Origin of the sequence: Nocardioides palaemonis, assembly GCF_018275325.1 — a bacterium.
Classification (GTDB): Bacteria; Actinomycetota; Actinomycetes; order Propionibacteriales; family Nocardioidaceae; genus Nocardioides; species Nocardioides palaemonis.
In genome coordinates, this window is sequence record NZ_JAGVQR010000004.1 from 773062 (window position 1) to 790078 (window position 17017).

Genomic DNA, 17017 nt, shown 5'->3' on the forward strand with positions numbered 1-17017 from the left:
CACCCCCTACGCTGGTCACGTGACCGACTGGCCGAAGGTGCGCCTGCACGTGGTGACCGGGAAGGGCGGGACCGGCAAGTCGACGGTCGCCGCGGCCCTCGCGCTGGCGCTCGCCACCTCGGGCCGCAACGTGCTGCTGTGCGAGGTCGAGGGCCGCCAGGGCATCGCCCGGATGTTCGACGTCGACCCCTTGCCCTACGAGGAGCGCCGGATCACCAAGGGCGCCCCCGACGACACCGGGCGCGCCGGCCAGGTCCACGCGCTGCACATCGACCCGGAGTCGGCGCTGCTGGAGTACCTCGCGATGTACTACAAGCTCGGCCGCGCCGGGAAGGCGCTCGACCGGTTCGGCGTCATCGACTTCGCCACCACCATCGCTCCCGGCGTGCGCGACGTGCTGCTCACCGGCAAGGTCTACGAGGCGGTGCAGCGCCCGCGCGGCACCCGCGGCAAGGACCAGATCACCTACGACACCGTCGTGCTCGACGCGCCGCCGACCGGCCGGATCTGTCAGTTCCTCGGCGTCAACTCCGAGCTCGCCGGGCTCGCGAAGGTCGGCCCGGTCAAGAGCCAGGCCGACAAGGTGATGGACCTGCTGCGCTCCCCGCGCACCGCCGTCCACCTCGTCACGCTGCTCGAGGAGATGCCCGTGCAGGAGACCTCCGACGGCATCGCCGAGCTCCGCGAGGCCGGCCTTCCCGTCGGCGGCGTCGTGGTCAACCTGGTCCGACCCCGCGACCTCAGCCCCGGCGCGCTCGCGCAGGTCCGCGAGGACCGGGTCGAGCCGACGCAGGTGGCCTCCGACCTCTCCCGCGCGAAGGTGGACGTCGATGCCGGACTCGTCGAGTCGCTCATCGACGAGGCCCGCGACCACGCCGTGCGCCGTCGGCTCGAGGACGAGCAGCGCGCCCTGGTCGCCGAGGAGGGCCTGCCCACCTACGAGCTGCCGCGGATCGCCGGCGGCATCGACCGCGGCGCGCTGGTCGAGCTCGCCCAGCTGCTGAGGAAGCAGGGCATGGCATGAAGCTCACCCCGCCCACGCTCGACGTCGACGCGCTCCTCGACGACCGCGGCACCGGCATCATCGTGTGCTGCGGCTCCGGCGGCGTCGGCAAGACCACGACGTCGGCGGCGCTCGCGCTGCGCGCCGCCGAGCGCGGCCGCAAGGTCGTGGTGCTCACGATCGACCCCGCGCGACGACTGGCGCAGGCGATGGGGATCGAGCAGCTCGACAACACGCCGCGGCCGGTGTCCGGCCTACGCCCGAGGCGCGGGCGCAAGGGCGGGTCGCTCGACGCGATGATGCTCGACATGAAGCGCACCTTCGACGAGGTGGTCGAGAGCCAGGCCAGCCCGGAGAAGGCGCGCCAGATCCTCGACAACCCGTTCTACGTCGCGCTGTCGAGCTCGTTCGCCGGGACCCAGGAGTACATGGCGATGGAGAAGCTCGGCCAGCTCCACCGCCAGGCGCAGGCCGACGGCTCCTACGACCTGATCGTCGTCGACACGCCGCCGTCGCGCTCGGCGCTCGACTTCCTCGACGCCCCCGAGCGGCTCTCGAGCTTCCTCGACGGCCGCTTCATCCGGCTGCTGCTCGCGCCGGCCAAGGGCCCGGCGCGGCTGATGACGGCCGGGCTGTCGGTGGTCACCAACGCGCTGACCAAGGTGCTCGGGGCGCAGGTGCTGCGCGACATGCAGACCTTCGTCGCGGCCTTCGACACCCTCTTCGGCGGCTTCCGCCAGCGCGCGGAGCAGACGTTCGCGCTGCTCCAGGCCGACGGCACCGCGTTCGTCGTCGTCGCCGCTCCCGAGCCGGACGCGCTGCGGGAGGCGGCGTACTTCGTGGACCGGCTGACCGACGACGCCATGCCCCTCGCGGGGCTGGTGGTCAACCGGGTCACCCCCGACCCGCGCACGACGCTGTCGGCGGAGGAGGCGATCGCGGCGGCCGACCGCCTGACGGCGGCCGACTCGGCGTCGCTGTCGGCGGGGCTGCTGCGCCTGCACGCCGATCGCGTGCGGATCATCGAGCGCGAGCGACACCTGCGCGAGCGGTTCGCCGCGTCGCACCCGGCGGTGGCGACGGCGGCCGTCCCGGCCCTGGCCGGCGACGTCCACGACCTCGACGGCCTGCGGACGATCGGCGAGCGCCTGGCCCGCCAGGGCTGATCAGCTCAGGCGTTGACGGAGGGGCCCTCGACCTTGGTGCGGGCGGTCTCGAGGATGCTGCGCCACGACGAGCCCGGGCGGCGGCGGAGCAGCGCGCGGCGCTCCCGCTCGGTCATGCCGCCCCAGACACCCCACTCGATCTGGTTGTCCAGGGCCTCGGCGAGGCACTCGGTGCGCACGGGGCACCCGGCGCAGACCTGCTTGGCCTTGTTCTGCTCGGCGCCACGCACGAAGAGAGCGTCCGGCGTGTCACCCTTGCATGCGGCGCGCGATGCCCAGTCCTCGACCCACATATCAGTTCCCCACATCGTGATCGAGCCGACTGGCCGCCCCCATAGCGGCCATCCCTGACTCTTGAAGAAAAGTAAACGAATCCCACGAGGTGGCATCAGGGCCAGGTGGCTCAAATCGCATAGTCCAATCGGACTAGGTGGCCACGCCCTTCGGATTCAGGTGGTATGGGCCCGGCCACGTACTCTGGGGCCCATGCCTTCGTCTCCCGCACGCCGTCCCGGACGTCCCGAGACCGGCCGGATCGCCTCCCACCTCGCGGTGATGGCGGCCGTCGCGGTCGTGATGGGCGTCCTCACCGCCTGCCTCGCCATCCCCTTCGCGGGGCTGGTCGGAGTAGCGGCCAAGGACGTCTCCAAGGGAATGGTCAACCTGCCCGAGTCCCTCGAGGCGAAGGACCTGTCGCAGAAGACCACGATCGTCGACGTCAACGGCAACGTGATCGCGTCGCTCTACGACCAGAACCGGATCAACGTCCCCCTCAAGCAGATCTCGCGGCCCATGGTGAAGGCGATCGTCGCGATCGAGGACTACCGGTTCTACGAGCACGGCGCGCTCGACCTCAAGGGCACGCTGCGCGCGTTCATCACCAACCAGGCCAACGGCGGCTCGGTCCAGGGCGGCTCGTCGATCACCCAGCAGATGGTGAAGCAGACCCTGCTCTACCAGGCGGAGACCGAGGAGCAGCGCAAGGCGGCCACCGAGGAGACGTACGCCCGCAAGATCCGCGAGCTGCGCTACGCGATCGCCTTCGAGAAGAACCACTCCAAGGACTGGATCCTCGAGCGCTACCTCAACATCGCCTACTTCGGCGACGGCGCCTTCGGCGTCCAGTCCGCCGCGCGCCACTTCTTCTCCAAGAACGCCAAGGACCTCAACCTGCTCGAGGCGGCGACGCTCGCCGGACTGGTGAAGAACCCCGTCGGCTACGACCCGGTCGACAACCCCGAGCGCGCCGAGAGCCGCCGCAACGTCGTCCTCGACCGGCTCGCCCAGCTCGGCGTGCTGACCGAGAAGAAGGCCGAGCGGCTCAAGAATCGCCCGATCGCCAAGACGCTGAAGATCGAGAACTCGCCCAACGGGTGCCAGCAGTCCCAGGCGCCGTTCTTCTGCGACTACGTCGTCAACTGGCTGCTCAAGGACCCCGTCCTCGGCGACACGGTCAAGGAGCGCCGCCGCACGCTCAACAACGGCGGTCTCACCATCAAGACGACCGTCGACCTCGACATGCAGAAGGCGGCCGACGAGTCGGTCTCCAGCCACGTCTACCCGCAGGACCAGGCGATCGGCGGGCTGGCGATGGTCGAGCCCGGCACCGGTGACGTCCGTGCCCTCGCCCAGTCGCGCCCGATGGGCAAGGACAAGGCGGCCGGCCAGACCTACCTCAACTACGTGGTCCCCAAGGAGTACGGCGACGCCAACGGCTTCCAGGCCGGCTCGACGTTCAAGGCGTTCGTGCTCGCCTCCGCCATCAACCAGGGCATCCCGCTCAGCACCACCATCAACTCGCCGCAGACGATGCACTTCGACGACTCCGACTTCGAGACCTGCGACGGTCCCTACGCCGGCGACGGCAACGGCTGGGACCCGCAGAACTCCACCGGCTTCGGCAGCTACAACCTCTACACCGGCACCCAGAACTCGGTGAACACCTTCTTCGCCCAGCTCGAGACCCGCACCGGCATGTGCGAGCCGCTGGCGCTCGCCAAGTCGATGGGCGTCGACGTGCCGCAGGCCCAGCAGGTGCCGTCGTGGATCCTCGGCGTCTCCGACGTCGACCCGCTGACCATGGCCCAGGCCTACGCCACCTTCGCCGCCCGCGGCCTGCACTGCGACCCGCGTCCGGTGACCGCGGTGCTCGACTCGCAGGGCCAGCCGCTCAAGGAGTTCTCCTCGCAGTGCGAGCAGGTCATGCCGGGCGCCACGGCGGACGCGGTCAACGACATCCTCCGGGGCGTCATGGAGGGTGGCTTCGGCTCCGCGCTCCAGATCGACAAGCCGTCGGCCGGCAAGACCGGCACGACCAACGACGGCCGGTCGGTGTGGTTCGTCGGCTACACGCCCAAGCTCGCCGCCGCCGCGATGATCGCCGGTGCCAACGGCGAGGGCCAGTGGCTCGAGCTCGAGGGGCAGACCATCGGTGGACGACCCATCTACTCCGCCTCCGGGTCCGGCTTCGCCGGCCCGGTCTGGGGCGACGCGATGGGCGCGATCCAGGACCGCATCCCCTACGAGGACTTCCAGGCGCCGGCCGGCGACGAGATCGCCGGCGTGCTGACCGGCGTCCCCGACGTCTCCGGCCAGACGGTCGAGGCGGCCACCGCGGCGCTGCAGGGCTCCGGCTTCGTCGTCGCCAACGGCGGCGAGGTCAGCTCCGAGGTCGGCCAGGGGCTGGTGGCCTACACCTCGCCCGAGCCCGGCACCTCGCTGAGCAGTGGCGACACCGTCACCCTCTACACCTCGACCGGCTCCGTGCCGCCCGCCAACAACGGCGGCGGCAAGGGCAAGGGGCGCGGGCGCGGCGGACGGGGCTGACCCGCTAGCCCAGCCCGCTCAGCCCAGTCCGTTCAGCCCAGCTGCTTGCGGACCTCCGCGGCGACGGCCCCGCCGTCGGCGCGGCCCTTGACCTGCGGGGTCACCACGCCCATCACCTTGCCCATCGCGCGCATGCCCTCGCCGGCCGCGCCGGTCTGGGCGATGGCAGCGGTGACCAGGTCGGCGATCTCGGCCTCGGTGAGCTGGGCCGGGAGGTAGTCGGCGATCACCTCGCCCTCGGCGGCCTCCTTGGCCGCCATCTCGGCGCGGCCACCCTCCTCGAACGCGACCGCGGCCTCGCGGCGGCGCTTCGCCTCGGTCGACAGCACGCCGATGATGTCGTCGTCGGAGAGCTCGCGGGCCTCCTTGCCGGCGACCTCGGCGTTGGTGATGGCGGTCAGCACCATCCGCAGCGTCGAGGAGCGCAGCTCGTCACGCGCCTTGATGGCGGTGGTGAGGTCGGCGCGGAGACGGTCCTTGAGAGCACTCATGGGTCCATTGTGGCAGCCTTGCGGCATGGCCTTCCTCCCAGTTCTGCGCCGCACGGCGACCCTGGGGGCGGCCGCCGGCGCCGGCCTCGCCGCGTACGCCGCCTGGGAGGCCCGGCAGTACACCCTGCGCCGGGTCACCGTGCCGCTGCTCCCGGCCGGCCACGCGCCGCTCACGGTGCTCCACCTCAGTGACATCCACATGGCTCCCGACCAGCGCGCCAAGCAGGAGTGGCTGCGCGGCCTCGCCGCGCTCGAGCCCGACCTGGTCGTCGACACCGGCGACAACCTCTCGCACATGCGGTCGGTGCCGGTCGTCACCGACGCGCTCGGCGCGCTGCTCGACGTGCCGGGGGTCTACGTCCTCGGCTCCAACGACTACTACTCCCCCGGCATGCGCAACCCGCTGCGCTACCTGCTCCCCGACACCGGGCGTCGCAACACCTCGACCCCCCAGCTGCCGTGGCCCGAGCTCAAGGAGCGCTTCGGCCGCGCTGGCTGGCTCGACCTCACCAACGGCTTCGGCTCGCTGACCGTCGGCGGCACCCGGATCGCGTTCGTCGGCGTCGACGACCCGCACCTGGAGTACGACGACCTGCCGCGCGTGGCCGGCCCCGCCGACCCGGACGCCGACGTCCGGATCGCGGTGACCCACGCGCCGTACCTCCGCGTCCTCGACCAGTTCGCCGCCGACGGCTGGGACGCGATCATCGCCGGACACACCCACGGCGGACAGGTGTGCCTGCCCACCCTCGACGGCCGCGGTCGGGCGCTCACCACCAACTGCGACATCGAGCCGGCCCGCGCGCGCGGCCTGCACCGCCACCCGGCCGACTCCTCGCCGGGCGACCCGGGCTCGGCGTGGCTGCACGTCTCCGCCGGCCTCGGCACCAACCCGTACGTCCGCTTCCGGGTCGCGTGCCGCCCCGAGGCGACGCTGCTGACCCTGACGTCCATCGCCTGAGGAGGGCTCCATGCCGCTCGTGCGCGTGTCCAGCTTCGCGATCTCCCTCGACGGCTACGGCGCGGGCGAGCCGCAGTCGTTCGAGGCGCCCTTCGGCCACGCCGGCATGAAGCTGCACGAGTGGCGCTTCGCGACCTGGCAGCCCGGCGCGCCGAACGGCGTCGACGCGCTCTTCGGTCGGCAGTACGACGTCGGGTTCGGCGCCGAGATCATGGGCGCCAACAAGTTCGGCCCGCCCGGCTGGCAGGACGACCCCGACTGGCGCGGCTGGTGGGGCGAGGACCCGCCGTTCCACACCCCGACCTACGTCCTCACCCACCGTCCCCGCGAGCCGCTCGAGATGGACGGCGGCACCACCTTCCACTTCCTCAGCACCACGCCGCAGGACGCGCTGGCCATCGCGCAGGAGGCCGCCGGCGACCTCGACGTCCGGATCGGCGGCGGCGCGACGACGGTGCGCGACTTCGTCGCCGCGGGCCTCGTCGACCACCTGCACCTCGCGATGGTGCCGATCGTGCTGGGGCGCGGCACCCTGCTCTGGGACGGCCTCGAGGGCCTCGAGGAGCGGTTCCACGTCGAGTCCGTCGTCGCGCCGAGCGGCGTCGTGCACCTCAGCCTGACCCGTCGTCCCGCAGACGCCTGAGGGGCGATTTCGGGGCGGCCTGACCGCTCCGGTATGCTCGCTCGCGTTGCCCATGATCGACCTGTCGACCATGGGCGGCGGGCTGTGGCGCAGCTTGGTAGCGCGCCTCGTTCGGGACGAGGAGGCCGCAGGTTCAAATCCTGTCAGCCCGACACACCAGAACGCCGGACCTGCTCAGCAGGTCCGGCGTTCTGCTTCTCCGGCCACGCGCACCGCGGGTGGCACACTGCCCCCATGGCCGACACCGAGCAGCCCGACGACGGACCCTCGCTGGAGATGCCGTCCTTCTCGCTGCGGCGACGGCGGGCAGCCGCGGCTGGGCCGACGCCTGACCCTGTCACCGAGCCGGCCCCTGAGCCGGCGCTGCTGGAGCCCGACCCGACGCCCGAGCCCGAGCCCGAGCCCGTACGCCGCTCGCGTGCGGTCGTCCTGCCCGGTGCCTCGGCCGCCCTCCTCGTCGGGGTTGCCGTCGGGCTCGCCGCCGTCGTCCTCGGCTGGGCGCTGGGCGCGGGCTGCGAGGCGGTGCGCGGCACGTCGGCCTGCGGCGGTGCGATCGGGCTCCCCGCGCTGCTCGCCTCGCTCGTGCTCCTCGCGTGGCTGGGCGCGCTGGGCCTGCGCCTGCTCGGCGTCGGCGACGCCGGGTCGACCAGCGCCCTCGCCGTCGGCATCGCCGCGGTCGTGGTGCTGGTGGCGCTGCTCGACGCGCTCGACCACTGGTGGGCCGCTGTCGCGCTGCCGGTGCTCGGCGCCGTCGCGTACGCCGTCGCCTGGTGGGTCACCGCGGTGCTGGCGTCGTCCGACGGCCAGGCCCGGGCCCCGCAGCCGCACGACGTGCGCTGAGGTTGTCAGGCTCTCGCTGAACTTGTCAGGGCGTGCACGGCCTGACATGTTCAGCGATCCCCGGTCAGCCGGGGATCGCTGAAGAGGCAGACGTCAGCGCCCGGCCGCGATGATCTCCGCGATCTGCACGGTGTTGAGCGCGGCGCCCTTGCGCAGGTTGTCGTTGCTGATGAACAGCGCCAGGCCGCGGTCGTCCGGCACGCCCTCGTCGGCGCGCAGCCGCCCGACGTAGGACGGGTCCTTGCCGGCCGCCTTGAGCGGGGTCGGCACCTCGTCGAGCTCGACGCCCTCGGCGCCGGCCAGGATCTCGCGGGCGCGGGCCGGGGTCATCGGCCGCGCGAACTCGGCGTTGACCGCGAGCGAGTGGCCGGTGAAGACCGGGACGCGCACGCAGATGCCGGAGACGCGGAGGTCCGGGATGCCGAGGATCTTGCGCGACTCGTTGCGGAGCTTCTGCTCCTCGTCGGTCTCGTTGAGCCCGTCGTCGACGACCGAGCCGGCCATCGGCAGCACGTTGTAGGCGATCGGCTCGACGTACTTCACCGGCTCGGGGAACGTGATCGCCGACCCGTCGTAGGCCAGCTCGCGCGCCTTGTCGCCGGCCTCGGCCACGCCGTGGGCGAGCTCGTCGACGCCGGCCACGCCGGAGCCGGAGACGGCCTGGTAGGTCGAGACCACGAGCCGGGTCAGGCCGGCCTCGTCGTGGAGGGGCTTGAGGACCGGCATCGCGGCCATCGTGGTGCAGTTGGGGTTGGCGATGATGCCGCGCCCGGCCTCGATCACCGACGCCATCGCGTCGGGGTTGACCTCGGAGACGACGAGCGGGATGTCGGGGTCCTTGCGGAACGCGCTGGAGTTGTCGACGACGATCACGCCGGCCTCGACGAACCTCGGCACCAGCGCGCGGGAGGTCGTGGCGCCGGCGGAGAACAGCGCGATGTCGAGCCCCGTCGGGTCGGCGGTCTCGGCGTCCTCGACCGTGATCTCGCGGTCGCCGAAGGGCAGCACCGTCCCGGCGGAGCGGGAGGAGGCGAAGAAGCGCACCCGGTCGGCGGGGAACTGCCGCTCCAGCAGGATCTGGCGCATCGCGACGCCGACCTGCCCGGTCGCACCGACGATGCCGATGGTGACGCCCATCAGCGGCCGGTCCCGCCGTAGACGACGGCCTCGACGTCGTCGGCGTCGAGGTCGAACGCGGTGTGCGTGGCCCGCACGGCGTCGTCGACGGTGTTCTCGTCGACCACGACCGAGATCCGGATCTCCGAGGTGGAGATCATCCCGATGTTGACGCCCGCGGAGGCGAGCGCACCGAAGAACTTCGAGGTGATGCCCGGGTGCGAGCGCATGCCCGCACCGATCAGAGACACCTTGCCGATCTTGTCGTCGTAGAGCAGCTTGTCGTAGCCGACCTCGGCCTGGATCCGCGCGAGCGCGGTCATCGCGGTCTGCCCGTCCGTGCGAGGCAGGGTGAACGAGATGTCGGTCAGGCTGGTCGCGGCCGCCGAGATGTTCTGCACGATCATGTCGAGGTTGATCTGCGCGTCGGCGAGCGCCTCGAAGATGCGCGCGGCCTCGCCCACCTTGTCGGGCACGCCGACGACGGTGATCTTGGCCTCGCTGCGGTCGTGGGCGACGCCGGCGATGATGGGCTGTTCCATGGTGGTCTCTTCCTGACCGGGCTTCGGGTCGTTGCTGACCCAGGTGCCCTCGAGCTGGCTGAACGACGAGCGGACGTGGATCGGGATGTCGTAGCGACGGCCGTACTCCACGCAGCGCAGGTGCAGGATCTTGGCGCCGCAGGCGGCGAGCTCGAGCATCTCCTCGTAGGACACGCGGTCGAGCTTGCGGGCGCTCGGCACGATGCGCGGGTCGGCGGTGAAGACGCCGTCGACGTCGGTGTAGATCTCGCAGACGTCGGCGTCGAGCGCGGCGGCGAGCGCGACGGCGGTCGTGTCGGAGCCGCCGCGGCCGAGCGTGGTGATCTCCTTGGTGTCCGCCGAGACGCCCTGGAAGCCCGCGACGATGACGATGTGGCCCTCGCCGATCGCCTGGGTGACGCGACCCGGGGTCACGTCGATGATCTTGGCCTTGCCGTGCTGGGCGTCGGTGATCACGCCGGCCTGCGAGCCGGTGAACGAGCGGGCGGTGAAGCCGAGGTCGCTGATCGCCATCGCGACGAGCGCCATCGAGATCCGCTCGCCGGCGGACTGGAGCATGTCGAGCTCACGGGCCGGCGGGAGCGGCGTCACGGCGGCGGCCAGGTCGAGCAGGTCGTCGGTCGTGTCGCCCATGGCGGACACGGCGACGACCACGTCGTGGCCGGACTTCTTGACCTCCACGATGCGCCTCGCGACGCGCTTGATGGCGTCGGCGTCGGCGAGCGAGGAGCCGCCGTACTTCTGCACGACAATGCCCACGGTTGATCCCTCGACAATCGGGTGCGGTCGGGTGATGGTCGCCCGCAGGCGCCGTTGCCGGCAGGTCCGGGGACGATTCTACGGCTGCGTGCCGAGCGGCCCGTCGAGCATCTCATCCGCGACCGCGACCGCCTCGGCGTTGGCCTCGAAGTCGGTGTCGAAGCGGTCGTGGGCGACGACGGTCAGCAGCGCGTTGAGCGCGGCACCGGCCAGGTTGCCCCAGTTGTTGACGTAGGAGAACTGCCACCACCACAGCGCCTCGTCGACGTTGCCGGAGCGGAAGTGGCGCAGGCCGTTCTCCAGGTCGATCGCGATCGAGGCCATGTCGTCGGAGAGCCGGCTCTCGACGACGTCGGGGACGTAGGGGTCGAAGACGAAGGCGTAGGCGTCGATGCCGCCCAGCATCTCGGCCAGCCGCAGCCGCAGCTCGTCGATGTCGGCCTCCGGCCCGACGTCGGGCTGGTACTCCTCGCGCGGCGTGAAGTCGTTCTGCGCACCCAGCCGGGCTCCGGCCAGGAGGACCTGGCTGATCTCCAGCAGCAGCAGCGAGACCGCCTGCGAGCCGTTGCCCTCGCGCGCGATCTCCCGCAGCGCGAGCAGGAAGCTCTCCACGGAGTCGGCGATCTGCTCGCCGAAGCGAGTCTCCTCGACCTCGGTCATTCTGCTGATCTCCTTCCGGCGAAAGCGCGTCCGAGGGTGACCTCGTCGGCGTACTCGAGGTCACCACCCACGGGCAGTCCACTCGCCAGCCGGGTCACGCGCAACCCCATCGGCGACAGCAGTCGTGTGAGGTACGTCGCGGTGGCCTCGCCCTCGAGGTTGGGGTCGGTGGCGAGGATGACCTCGGTGACCTCGCCGCTGGCCAGCCGCGGCATCAGCTCCTTGACGTGGAGCTGGTCGGGGCCGATGCCGTCGATCGGGGAGATCGCCCCGCCGAGGACGTGGTAGCGGCCGCGGAACTCGCGGGTGCGCTCGATCGCGACGACGTCCTTGTACTCCTCGACCACGCACAGCACCGCGGGGTCACGGCGCGGGTCGCGGCAGATGCGGCACTGCTCGTCCTCGCTGACGTTGAAGCAGACCGAGCAGAACTTCACCCGCGCCTTCACCTCGATCAGCACGTCCGCCAGCCGGCGCACGTCGGTGGGCTCCGCCTGCAGCAGGTGGAACGCGATGCGCTGCGCGCTCTTGGGACCCACGCCGGGCAGCCGGCCCAGCTCGTCGATCAGGTCTTGGACGACACCTTCGTACAACGGCGTGCCTCAGCCCAGGCTCGGCGGCGGGAAGCCGAGCCCGCCGGCGGCCCCACCGCCGAGACCCCCGCCGAGGCCCTCGGTCAGCGGACCGAGCGACTCACCGGCGAGCGCCTCGGACTTGGCCCGGGCGTCGCGGTAGGCGGCGACGATGAGGTCGGAGAGGTCGGACAGGTCGTCGGGGTCGGACCCGTCGAACTCACCGGTCCGGATCGAGATGCCGACCAGCTCGCCCACGCCGTTGGCGGTCACGGTCACCGCGCCGCCCGCGACGGTGCCGTCGACGGTCTGCTGCGCGAGGTCGGCCTGGGCCTGCTCGAGCTGCTGCTGCATCTGCTGGGCCTGCTGGAGGAGGGCGTTCATGTCGAAGCCGCCGCCGCCGAGGGCGTCGAAGGGGTTCTGGGTCATCGGTTCTCCCGGGTGGGGTGGGTGTGCGGACGGGCGGGGTCAGTCGTTGCGGATCTCCTCGATCAACCGCGCTCCGAGGGTCTGGCTCAGCAGCGACTCGGTGTCGAGGGCCGCCGACTCGGCGTCGGGGTCGTCGGGGTCGGCGTCGTCGTCGGGCGAGCGCACCGGCTCGACCGGTCCGGTCGTGCCGCCGCCGGCGCGGGCGGCCTCGAGCGCCTCCCGGGCGGGCGCCGCGGAGACCGCCGGCTGGGCGGGCGGGGCAGGCGGGGCGGCCTCCGCCGGCGCGGCGGCACCGGTCACCCAGTCGGGCGGGGCGCCGGGAGCCTCCTGCTGCGGCTGGCCCGGGGGACCTTCGGGCGCCGGCGCGACGGGCTGGGCGGCCGGGGCGGACGGGGTGGACGCCTGGCGCACCACGGGCTCGTGCGCCGCGGCGCCGCTCGGGTCGACGATCGACTCGACCCGCCAGTCCATCCCGACGACGTCGATGGCCGCCTGGCGCAGGATCTCGTCGCACCCGCCGTTGACGAAGGAGTCGCGCGCGCCGGCGTTGGCGAAGCCGACGGTGAGCCGGGTGCCGTCGACGTCGACGACGTGGGCGTGCTGGGAGAGCACCATCCAGGCCAGCCGGCGGCGGTTCTTGGTCTGCTCGAGGATGTCGGGCCACAGCCGGCGCACGTCGACCAGGCTCAGCCCGCCGCGCGGTCCGGCGGGCTGGGCCGCGACCGGCTGCTCGGCCGGGTTCGCGGCAGGCGCCTGGTCCTGCTGGACGGGGGCCGCCGGCTCCTCCACCCGCGGCGCGGGGGCGGGGGCCTCGACCGGGGCCGACGTCGGGATCGGCGGGGGCGGCGGGGGTCCGGCGTCGTGGCTCGGCGACGCGCTGGGCACCGGCGGGGGCGGGGCGGGCTCGTCCGCCCGCGGGGCGGGCTGCTCCTGTGCCTGCTCCTGGGGGACCGGGAGCGCCTGCGGAGCGGGCGGCTGGAGCGTCGCGGGGGCGGCGGGCGCCGCCGCCTCGCGGGCGGCCGCGGCGGGGGTGCCGGTGACGTCGAGGCGGCGCTCGAGCCGCTCGAGGCGGGCCATCACGCCGTCGGAGGTGTGGTCGGCGCCGGGCAGCAGGACCCGGGCGCACAGCAGCTCGAGGAGCAGGCGCGGCGCGGTCGCGCCGCGCATCTCGGTGAGGCCGGCGGCCACGATGTCGGCGGCCCGGCTGAGCTCGATCGCCCCGAACCGGGCGGCCTGGGCCACGAGCCGCTCGCCGGCGTCCTCGGAGACGTCGATCAGGCCGGTGGCGGGCGCGTCGGGGACGGCCGTGACGATCACCAGGTCGCGCAGCCGGCGCAGCAGGTCCTCGGTGAAGCGGCGCGGGTCCTGCCCGGTCTCGACCACCTTGTCGACGACCGAGAAGACGGTGCCGCCGTCGCGGGAGGCGAACGCCTCGACGACCTCGTCGAGCAGCGCGTCGGGCGTGAAGCCGAGCAGGTCGGTGGCGAGCTTGTGGGTCACGCCGTCGGGGCCGGCGCCACCGAGCAGCTGGTCGAGCACGGACAGCGTGTCGCGGGCCGACCCCGCGCCGGCGCGTACGACCAGCGGCAGGGCCGCCGACTCGATCGCGACACCCTCCTCGGCGGCGAGCTGGGAGAGGTAGTCGCTCAGCAGGCGCGGCGGGATCAGCCGGAACGGGTAGTGGTGGGTGCGCGAGCGGATCGTCGGCAGCACCTTGTCGGGCTCGGTCGTGGCGAAGATGAACCGCAGGTGGGGCGGCGGCTCCTCGACGAGCTTGAGCAGGGCGTTGAAGCCCTGCGTGGTGACCATGTGGGCCTCGTCGATGATGTAGACCTTGTAGCGGTCGCGGACCGGGGCGAAGAACGCCTTCTCGCGCAGGTCGCGCGCGTCGTCGACGCCGCCGTGGGAGGCCGCGTCGATCTCGATCACGTCGATCGAGCCCGGGCCGCCGCGGGCGAGGTCGCGACAGCTGTCGCACTCGCCGCACGGGTCGGAGATCGGCGCCTTCGCGCAGTTGAGCGCGCGGGCCAGGATCCGCGCCGACGTCGTCTTGCCGCAGCCGCGGGGGCCGGAGAAGAGGTACGCGTGGTTGACCCGGTTGGCCGCCAGCGCCGCCCGGAGCGGCTCGGTGACGTGGTCCTGCCCGATGACCTCCTCGAAGGTCTCGGGCCGGTAGCGGCGATACAACGCGAGCGGTGACTCCACGTCGTGGAGCCTAACCGGCGGATAAGACAAGGCCCCCCACGCACCCGTCAGAGCTCACTGACCCTTGCTGCCTTCCGGCCCTGGGGGATTGGGCGAGGTGACGCCGCGTGGGGGGTTGCCGGGAGTCTAGGCGAGCGGGGACGGGCTCCCCAAACCCGGGATCACCCGGGCGATTTCACCGCCACCGGGAGCAGTCGGTAGGCTCCGCCGCGGAGGTATCGCCTAGTGGCCTATGGCGCTCGCTTGGAAAGCGGGTTGGGTTAATAGCCCTCGGGGGTTCGAATCCCCCTACCTCCGCCGGACGAGGCCCCGGACACCGACATCGGTGTCACGGGGCCTCGGTCACTTCCGCGGGCGGCTCCTCAGCGCAGCTGGGCCTTGAGCCCGTAGCGCCACTCCTCGGAGATCAGCAGGCTGCCCTCGTCGAGGCGGCGCTCGACGGCGTCGACGAGCATCGCGGACGCCTTCTCCGGGTAGACCCGCTCCCACGAGAGCTCGGCGCGGTGCTCGAAGACGTGGTGGATGACGCTGGTCATCAGCCCGCGGTCGACGGGCGGAGCGAGGAAGTTGCTGCCGGCGAGGAAGGTCTCGGAGCGGTCGGAGCCGAAGCGCAGCGTCACGCACGGCACCTGGAGCACGTTGGCCTCCTCCACGATCGAGCCGGAGTCGGTGACGATGACCGCGCACATCGACATCGCGGCCACCACGTCGAGATAGCTGTCCCACACCGGCGTGGAGATCAGCGCGTCGCCGTAGCGCGCCTCGAGGTCCTCCAGCCACTGGCGGCGGCCGAAGTTGTCGATCGCGGCCTCGGTGCCGAGGAGGCGGATGAACAGGATGTGGTGCCCCTGCTCGAGCAGGCTCTCCATCGCGTCCATCAGCAGGTTGAAGCGGTCGCGGTTGGTGGTGTTCTCGCGCCGGTGCACGCAGAAGCGCAGGAACGAGCCGTCGCCCATCTGCGGGAACTTCTCCAGCACCTGGTTCTTGTCGCTGCCGGCGATCGCCTGCTCGAGCGCGTCGACCACCGAGTTGCCGACGACGTCGATCGCCGCGGGCGCGAAGCCCTCGTCGACGAGGAACTCGCGGTTGAGCTCGACGGGCGCGGCGTGCAGGTCGGAGCCGGCGTCGCAGACCCGGGTGTTGAACTGCTCGGGCGAGGGTTCGCGGCTCCCGCGCGACCAGCTCGCCCGGTCGCGCGACTGCTCGCGGAACGACGCCCAGTCGAGGTCGGCGCCCTGCTCCATCCAGCCCTTCAGGACCTCCGGGCGCGGCGAGAGCGTACGCAGGCCGGCCTCGACGTGGACCAGCGCCTGGCGCTCGCCGAACGTGGCCAGCGAGCCAGCCATCGCGGTCGTGGTGTCGCCGTGGACGTAGGTGATCGGGAAGCCGCCGCGCTCGGAGAACCCGCGCAGGTAGAGCGCGAGCTTGGCGGTGATCCCGGAGACCAGGTCGTTGACGCCGCCGCGCACCTCGAGGTTGATGTCCTCGCGCACGCCGAACTCGTCGAGCATCGACTGCGAGAGGTTGTGGTCGTAGTGCTGGCCGGTGTGGCAGAGCACCACGTCGTGGCCGCGGTCGCGCAGCTCGTGGTAGATCGGCGCCTGCTTGATGATGTCGGGCTTGGTGCCGACGACGACGATGTGCTGGCTGTTCTCGTGGGACATGGGTTCCTTCGTCGCGGGGGTGCGTCAGCGGGGTGTCTACAGGAGGTCCTCGCGGGTGCTGGCCGCGAGGAGCGAGCGCAGGCGCTCGAGCGTGGGGGTGTCGAGGGCCTTGGCCTTGTCGAGCACGTAGACGGCGTCCTCGTGGGTGACGACGATCAGCCCGCGGGCGCCGAGCGTCACGACCGGTCGTCCGTCCATGCTCGCGACGAGGGTGTCCTCGGCGTCGAGCTGGAGCGCCGGCCCGATCGAGGTGACCCGCTGGTCGTGCAGCACCCGCTCGAGGCGGGTCCACGTGCCGACGTCGGTCCAGCCGAGCTGGCGCGGCACCACGAGGCACTGCATCCCGGCCCACATGAGCGGGTAGATCTCGTGACCGCCGATCGCGGCGCCGCGGTAGCCCTGGCCGGGCTCGCCGGTCTTGGCGAAGCGCTCGATCGAGTCGAAGATCAGCGGCAGCGCGGTGCGGTAGGCGTCGCACGCCTGCCCGACGCGTACGCCGTAGCAGGCGGTGTTCCAGAAGAGCCTGCCGCTCTCCCCCAGCTCCTCGACGAGAGCGAGGTCCGGCTTCTCGTGGAACGACTCGATCACCTGGACGGCGTCGTCGCCGCCCTTGGTGTGGATGTAGCCCAGGCTCGGGTCGTAGCGGGTCGGCTCGGCGCCGAGCACCACCATCGACTCGGGGGTCTCGGCGAGCTGGGCGAGCATGTCGCGGGAGGCGGCGTTGAACGCCTCCTCCTCGTTGATGAGGTGGTCCGACGGCGCGATCAGCGCGGGCGCGTTGCCGTACGTGTGGGCCAGCGTGGCGATGCTGAGCGCGAACGCGGTCGCGGGGCCGGCCGGGTCCTCCTCGAGGATCAGGTTCTCCGGGGGCACCGGTCCGAGGTTGGCGCGGGCGGCGTCGGCGAAGCGGGCGCGCGTCGAGACGTGGATCCGCGCGGGGTCCACCAGCTCGCTGAGCCGCTCGATCGTGCCCGTGAGCAGGGGCCGGTCGCGCACGACCGGCTGGAACTGCTTGGGGGCGCGGTCCCGGCTGATCGGCCAGAGCCGCGATCCCTGGCCGCCGGCCAGGATGACGGCGACCGGCTCGTCGGTGGTGGCACTCATGTGGAGATTCCACCATGCCGGGCGCGGCCGCGTCGG

General features: G+C 72.2%; 16 protein-coding genes, 2 tRNA genes and 1 other RNA gene. 8 read left to right on the forward strand and 11 right to left on the reverse strand.

All coding sequences use genetic code 11. The features are described 5' to 3' along the window. Positions 1 to 19: 19 nt before the first annotated feature. On the forward strand, positions 20 to 1024 hold the full coding sequence (bagA, locus tag KDN32_RS19430) for an ATPase BagA (RefSeq protein WP_307854228.1): 1005 nt from the start codon (positions 20 to 22) through the stop codon (positions 1022 to 1024). Continuing rightward, positions 1021 to 2169, forward strand: a complete 1149-nt coding sequence (bagB, locus tag KDN32_RS19435; RefSeq protein WP_211733969.1) for an ArsA family ATPase — start codon at positions 1021 to 1023, stop codon at positions 2167 to 2169. The genes bagA and bagB overlap by 4 nt, the downstream gene beginning before the upstream one ends. Before the next feature lie 5 nt (positions 2170 to 2174). Here bagB and KDN32_RS19440 read toward each other — a convergent pair whose 3' ends face one another. Next, positions 2175 to 2462: a WhiB family transcriptional regulator gene (locus KDN32_RS19440; RefSeq protein WP_211735029.1), complete on the reverse strand. Its 288-nt coding sequence runs from the start codon at positions 2460 to 2462 to the stop codon at positions 2175 to 2177. A 193-nt stretch (positions 2463 to 2655) separates the two neighbouring features. On the opposite strand from KDN32_RS19440, the gene KDN32_RS19445 reads away from it, so the two are divergent. Continuing rightward, positions 2656 to 4995 (forward strand): transglycosylase domain-containing protein, encoded by a 2340-nt coding sequence (locus KDN32_RS19445; protein WP_211733970.1) that lies wholly within the window; start codon positions 2656 to 2658, stop codon positions 4993 to 4995. Positions 4996 to 5027: 32 nt separating this feature from the next. Here the strand turns inward: KDN32_RS19445 and KDN32_RS19450 are convergent, their stop codons facing one another. Next, on the reverse strand, positions 5028 to 5486 hold the full coding sequence (locus tag KDN32_RS19450) for a GatB/YqeY domain-containing protein (RefSeq protein WP_211733972.1): 459 nt from the start codon (positions 5484 to 5486) through the stop codon (positions 5028 to 5030). Between the two features lie 25 nt (positions 5487 to 5511). On the opposite strand from KDN32_RS19450, the gene KDN32_RS19455 reads away from it, so the two are divergent. The 4 genes from KDN32_RS19455 (at position 5512) to KDN32_RS19470 (ending at position 7930) form a co-directional block, all read left to right on the forward strand. Continuing rightward, positions 5512 to 6447, forward strand: a complete 936-nt coding sequence (locus tag KDN32_RS19455) for a metallophosphoesterase (RefSeq protein WP_211733974.1) — start codon at positions 5512 to 5514, stop codon at positions 6445 to 6447. A 10-nt stretch (positions 6448 to 6457) separates the two neighbouring features. Further along, entirely contained in the window at positions 6458 to 7090 is a 633-nt protein-coding gene (locus KDN32_RS19460; protein WP_211733976.1) for a dihydrofolate reductase family protein, read from the forward strand. 78 nt (positions 7091 to 7168) lie between these two features. Continuing rightward, a tRNA-Pro gene (locus KDN32_RS19465) sits at positions 7169 to 7242 on the forward strand. A gap of 82 nt (positions 7243 to 7324) precedes the next feature. Further along, a complete protein-coding gene (locus tag KDN32_RS19470; protein ID WP_211733978.1) occupies positions 7325 to 7930 on the forward strand; it encodes a hypothetical protein in 606 nt (201 codons plus the stop codon). A gap of 93 nt (positions 7931 to 8023) precedes the next feature. On the opposite strand, the gene KDN32_RS19475 is transcribed toward KDN32_RS19470, so the two are convergent. From KDN32_RS19475 to ffs, 7 genes are all read right to left on the reverse strand, one after another. Then, a complete protein-coding gene (locus KDN32_RS19475; RefSeq protein ID WP_211733986.1) occupies positions 8024 to 9067 on the reverse strand; it encodes an aspartate-semialdehyde dehydrogenase in 1044 nt (347 codons plus the stop codon). Continuing rightward, positions 9067 to 10347 carry an aspartate kinase gene (locus KDN32_RS19480; RefSeq protein WP_211733988.1) on the reverse strand — a complete coding sequence of 427 codons (1281 nt, stop codon included), beginning with the start codon at positions 10345 to 10347 and terminating at the stop codon, positions 9067 to 9069. The genes KDN32_RS19475 and KDN32_RS19480 overlap by 1 nt, the downstream gene beginning before the upstream one ends. 78 nt (positions 10348 to 10425) lie before the next feature. Further along, entirely contained in the window at positions 10426 to 11007 is a 582-nt protein-coding gene (locus KDN32_RS19485; protein WP_211733990.1) for a DUF5063 domain-containing protein, read from the reverse strand. Next, positions 11004 to 11600 (reverse strand): recombination mediator RecR, encoded by a 597-nt coding sequence (gene recR, locus KDN32_RS19490; protein WP_211733992.1) that lies wholly within the window; start codon positions 11598 to 11600, stop codon positions 11004 to 11006. The genes KDN32_RS19485 and recR overlap by 4 nt, the downstream gene beginning before the upstream one ends. 9 nt (positions 11601 to 11609) lie before the next feature. Then, positions 11610 to 12008 carry a YbaB/EbfC family nucleoid-associated protein gene (locus KDN32_RS19495; protein WP_211733994.1) on the reverse strand — a complete coding sequence of 133 codons (399 nt, stop codon included), beginning with the start codon at positions 12006 to 12008 and terminating at the stop codon, positions 11610 to 11612. 39 nt (positions 12009 to 12047) lie between these two features. After that, positions 12048 to 14213, reverse strand: coding sequence for a DNA polymerase III subunit gamma and tau (locus tag KDN32_RS19500; RefSeq protein ID WP_211733996.1), 2166 nt, complete (start codon positions 14211 to 14213; stop codon positions 12048 to 12050). 22 nt (positions 14214 to 14235) lie between these two features. Then, an RNA gene (ffs, locus tag KDN32_RS19505) (signal recognition particle sRNA small type) lies at positions 14236 to 14333 on the reverse strand. Positions 14334 to 14424: 91 nt separating this feature from the next. Between ffs and KDN32_RS19510 the strand changes: the two genes are divergently transcribed. Then, a tRNA-Ser gene (locus tag KDN32_RS19510) sits at positions 14425 to 14510 on the forward strand. A gap of 65 nt (positions 14511 to 14575) precedes the next feature. On the opposite strand, the gene KDN32_RS19515 is transcribed toward KDN32_RS19510, so the two are convergent. Both KDN32_RS19515 and KDN32_RS19520 read right to left on the reverse strand, forming a co-directional pair. Further along, positions 14576 to 15877 carry a UDP-N-acetyl glucosamine 2-epimerase gene (locus KDN32_RS19515; protein ID WP_211733998.1) on the reverse strand — a complete coding sequence of 434 codons (1302 nt, stop codon included), beginning with the start codon at positions 15875 to 15877 and terminating at the stop codon, positions 14576 to 14578. Between the two features lie 36 nt (positions 15878 to 15913). After that, positions 15914 to 16981, reverse strand: coding sequence for a sugar phosphate nucleotidyltransferase (locus KDN32_RS19520; protein WP_211734000.1), 1068 nt, complete (start codon positions 16979 to 16981; stop codon positions 15914 to 15916). Between the last annotated feature and the right edge of the window lie 36 nt (positions 16982 to 17017).

Coding starts and splice junctions, on each gene's coding strand:
- KDN32_RS19485 (WP_211733990.1), bottom strand. CDS start 11,007: ATGACCGAGGTCGAGGAGACTCGCTTCGGCGAGCAGATCGCCGACTCC.
- KDN32_RS19445 (WP_211733970.1), top strand. CDS start 2,656: ATGCCTTCGTCTCCCGCACGCCGTCCCGGACGTCCCGAGACCGGCCGG.
- KDN32_RS19455 (WP_211733974.1), top strand. CDS start 5,512: ATGGCCTTCCTCCCAGTTCTGCGCCGCACGGCGACCCTGGGGGCGGCC.
- KDN32_RS19450 (WP_211733972.1), bottom strand. CDS start 5,486: ATGAGTGCTCTCAAGGACCGTCTCCGCGCCGACCTCACCACCGCCATC.
- KDN32_RS19515 (WP_211733998.1), bottom strand. CDS start 15,877: ATGTCCCACGAGAACAGCCAGCACATCGTCGTCGTCGGCACCAAGCCC.
- bagB (WP_211733969.1), top strand. CDS start 1,021: ATGAAGCTCACCCCGCCCACGCTCGACGTCGACGCGCTCCTCGACGAC.
- KDN32_RS19520 (WP_211734000.1), bottom strand. CDS start 16,981: ATGAGTGCCACCACCGACGAGCCGGTCGCCGTCATCCTGGCCGGCGGC.
- KDN32_RS19470 (WP_211733978.1), top strand. CDS start 7,325: ATGGCCGACACCGAGCAGCCCGACGACGGACCCTCGCTGGAGATGCCG.
- KDN32_RS19460 (WP_211733976.1), top strand. CDS start 6,458: ATGCCGCTCGTGCGCGTGTCCAGCTTCGCGATCTCCCTCGACGGCTAC.
- KDN32_RS19440 (WP_211735029.1), bottom strand. CDS start 2,462: ATGTGGGTCGAGGACTGGGCATCGCGCGCCGCATGCAAGGGTGACACG.
- KDN32_RS19495 (WP_211733994.1), bottom strand. CDS start 12,008: ATGACCCAGAACCCCTTCGACGCCCTCGGCGGCGGCGGCTTCGACATG.
- KDN32_RS19475 (WP_211733986.1), bottom strand. CDS start 9,067: ATGGGCGTCACCATCGGCATCGTCGGTGCGACCGGGCAGGTCGGCGTC.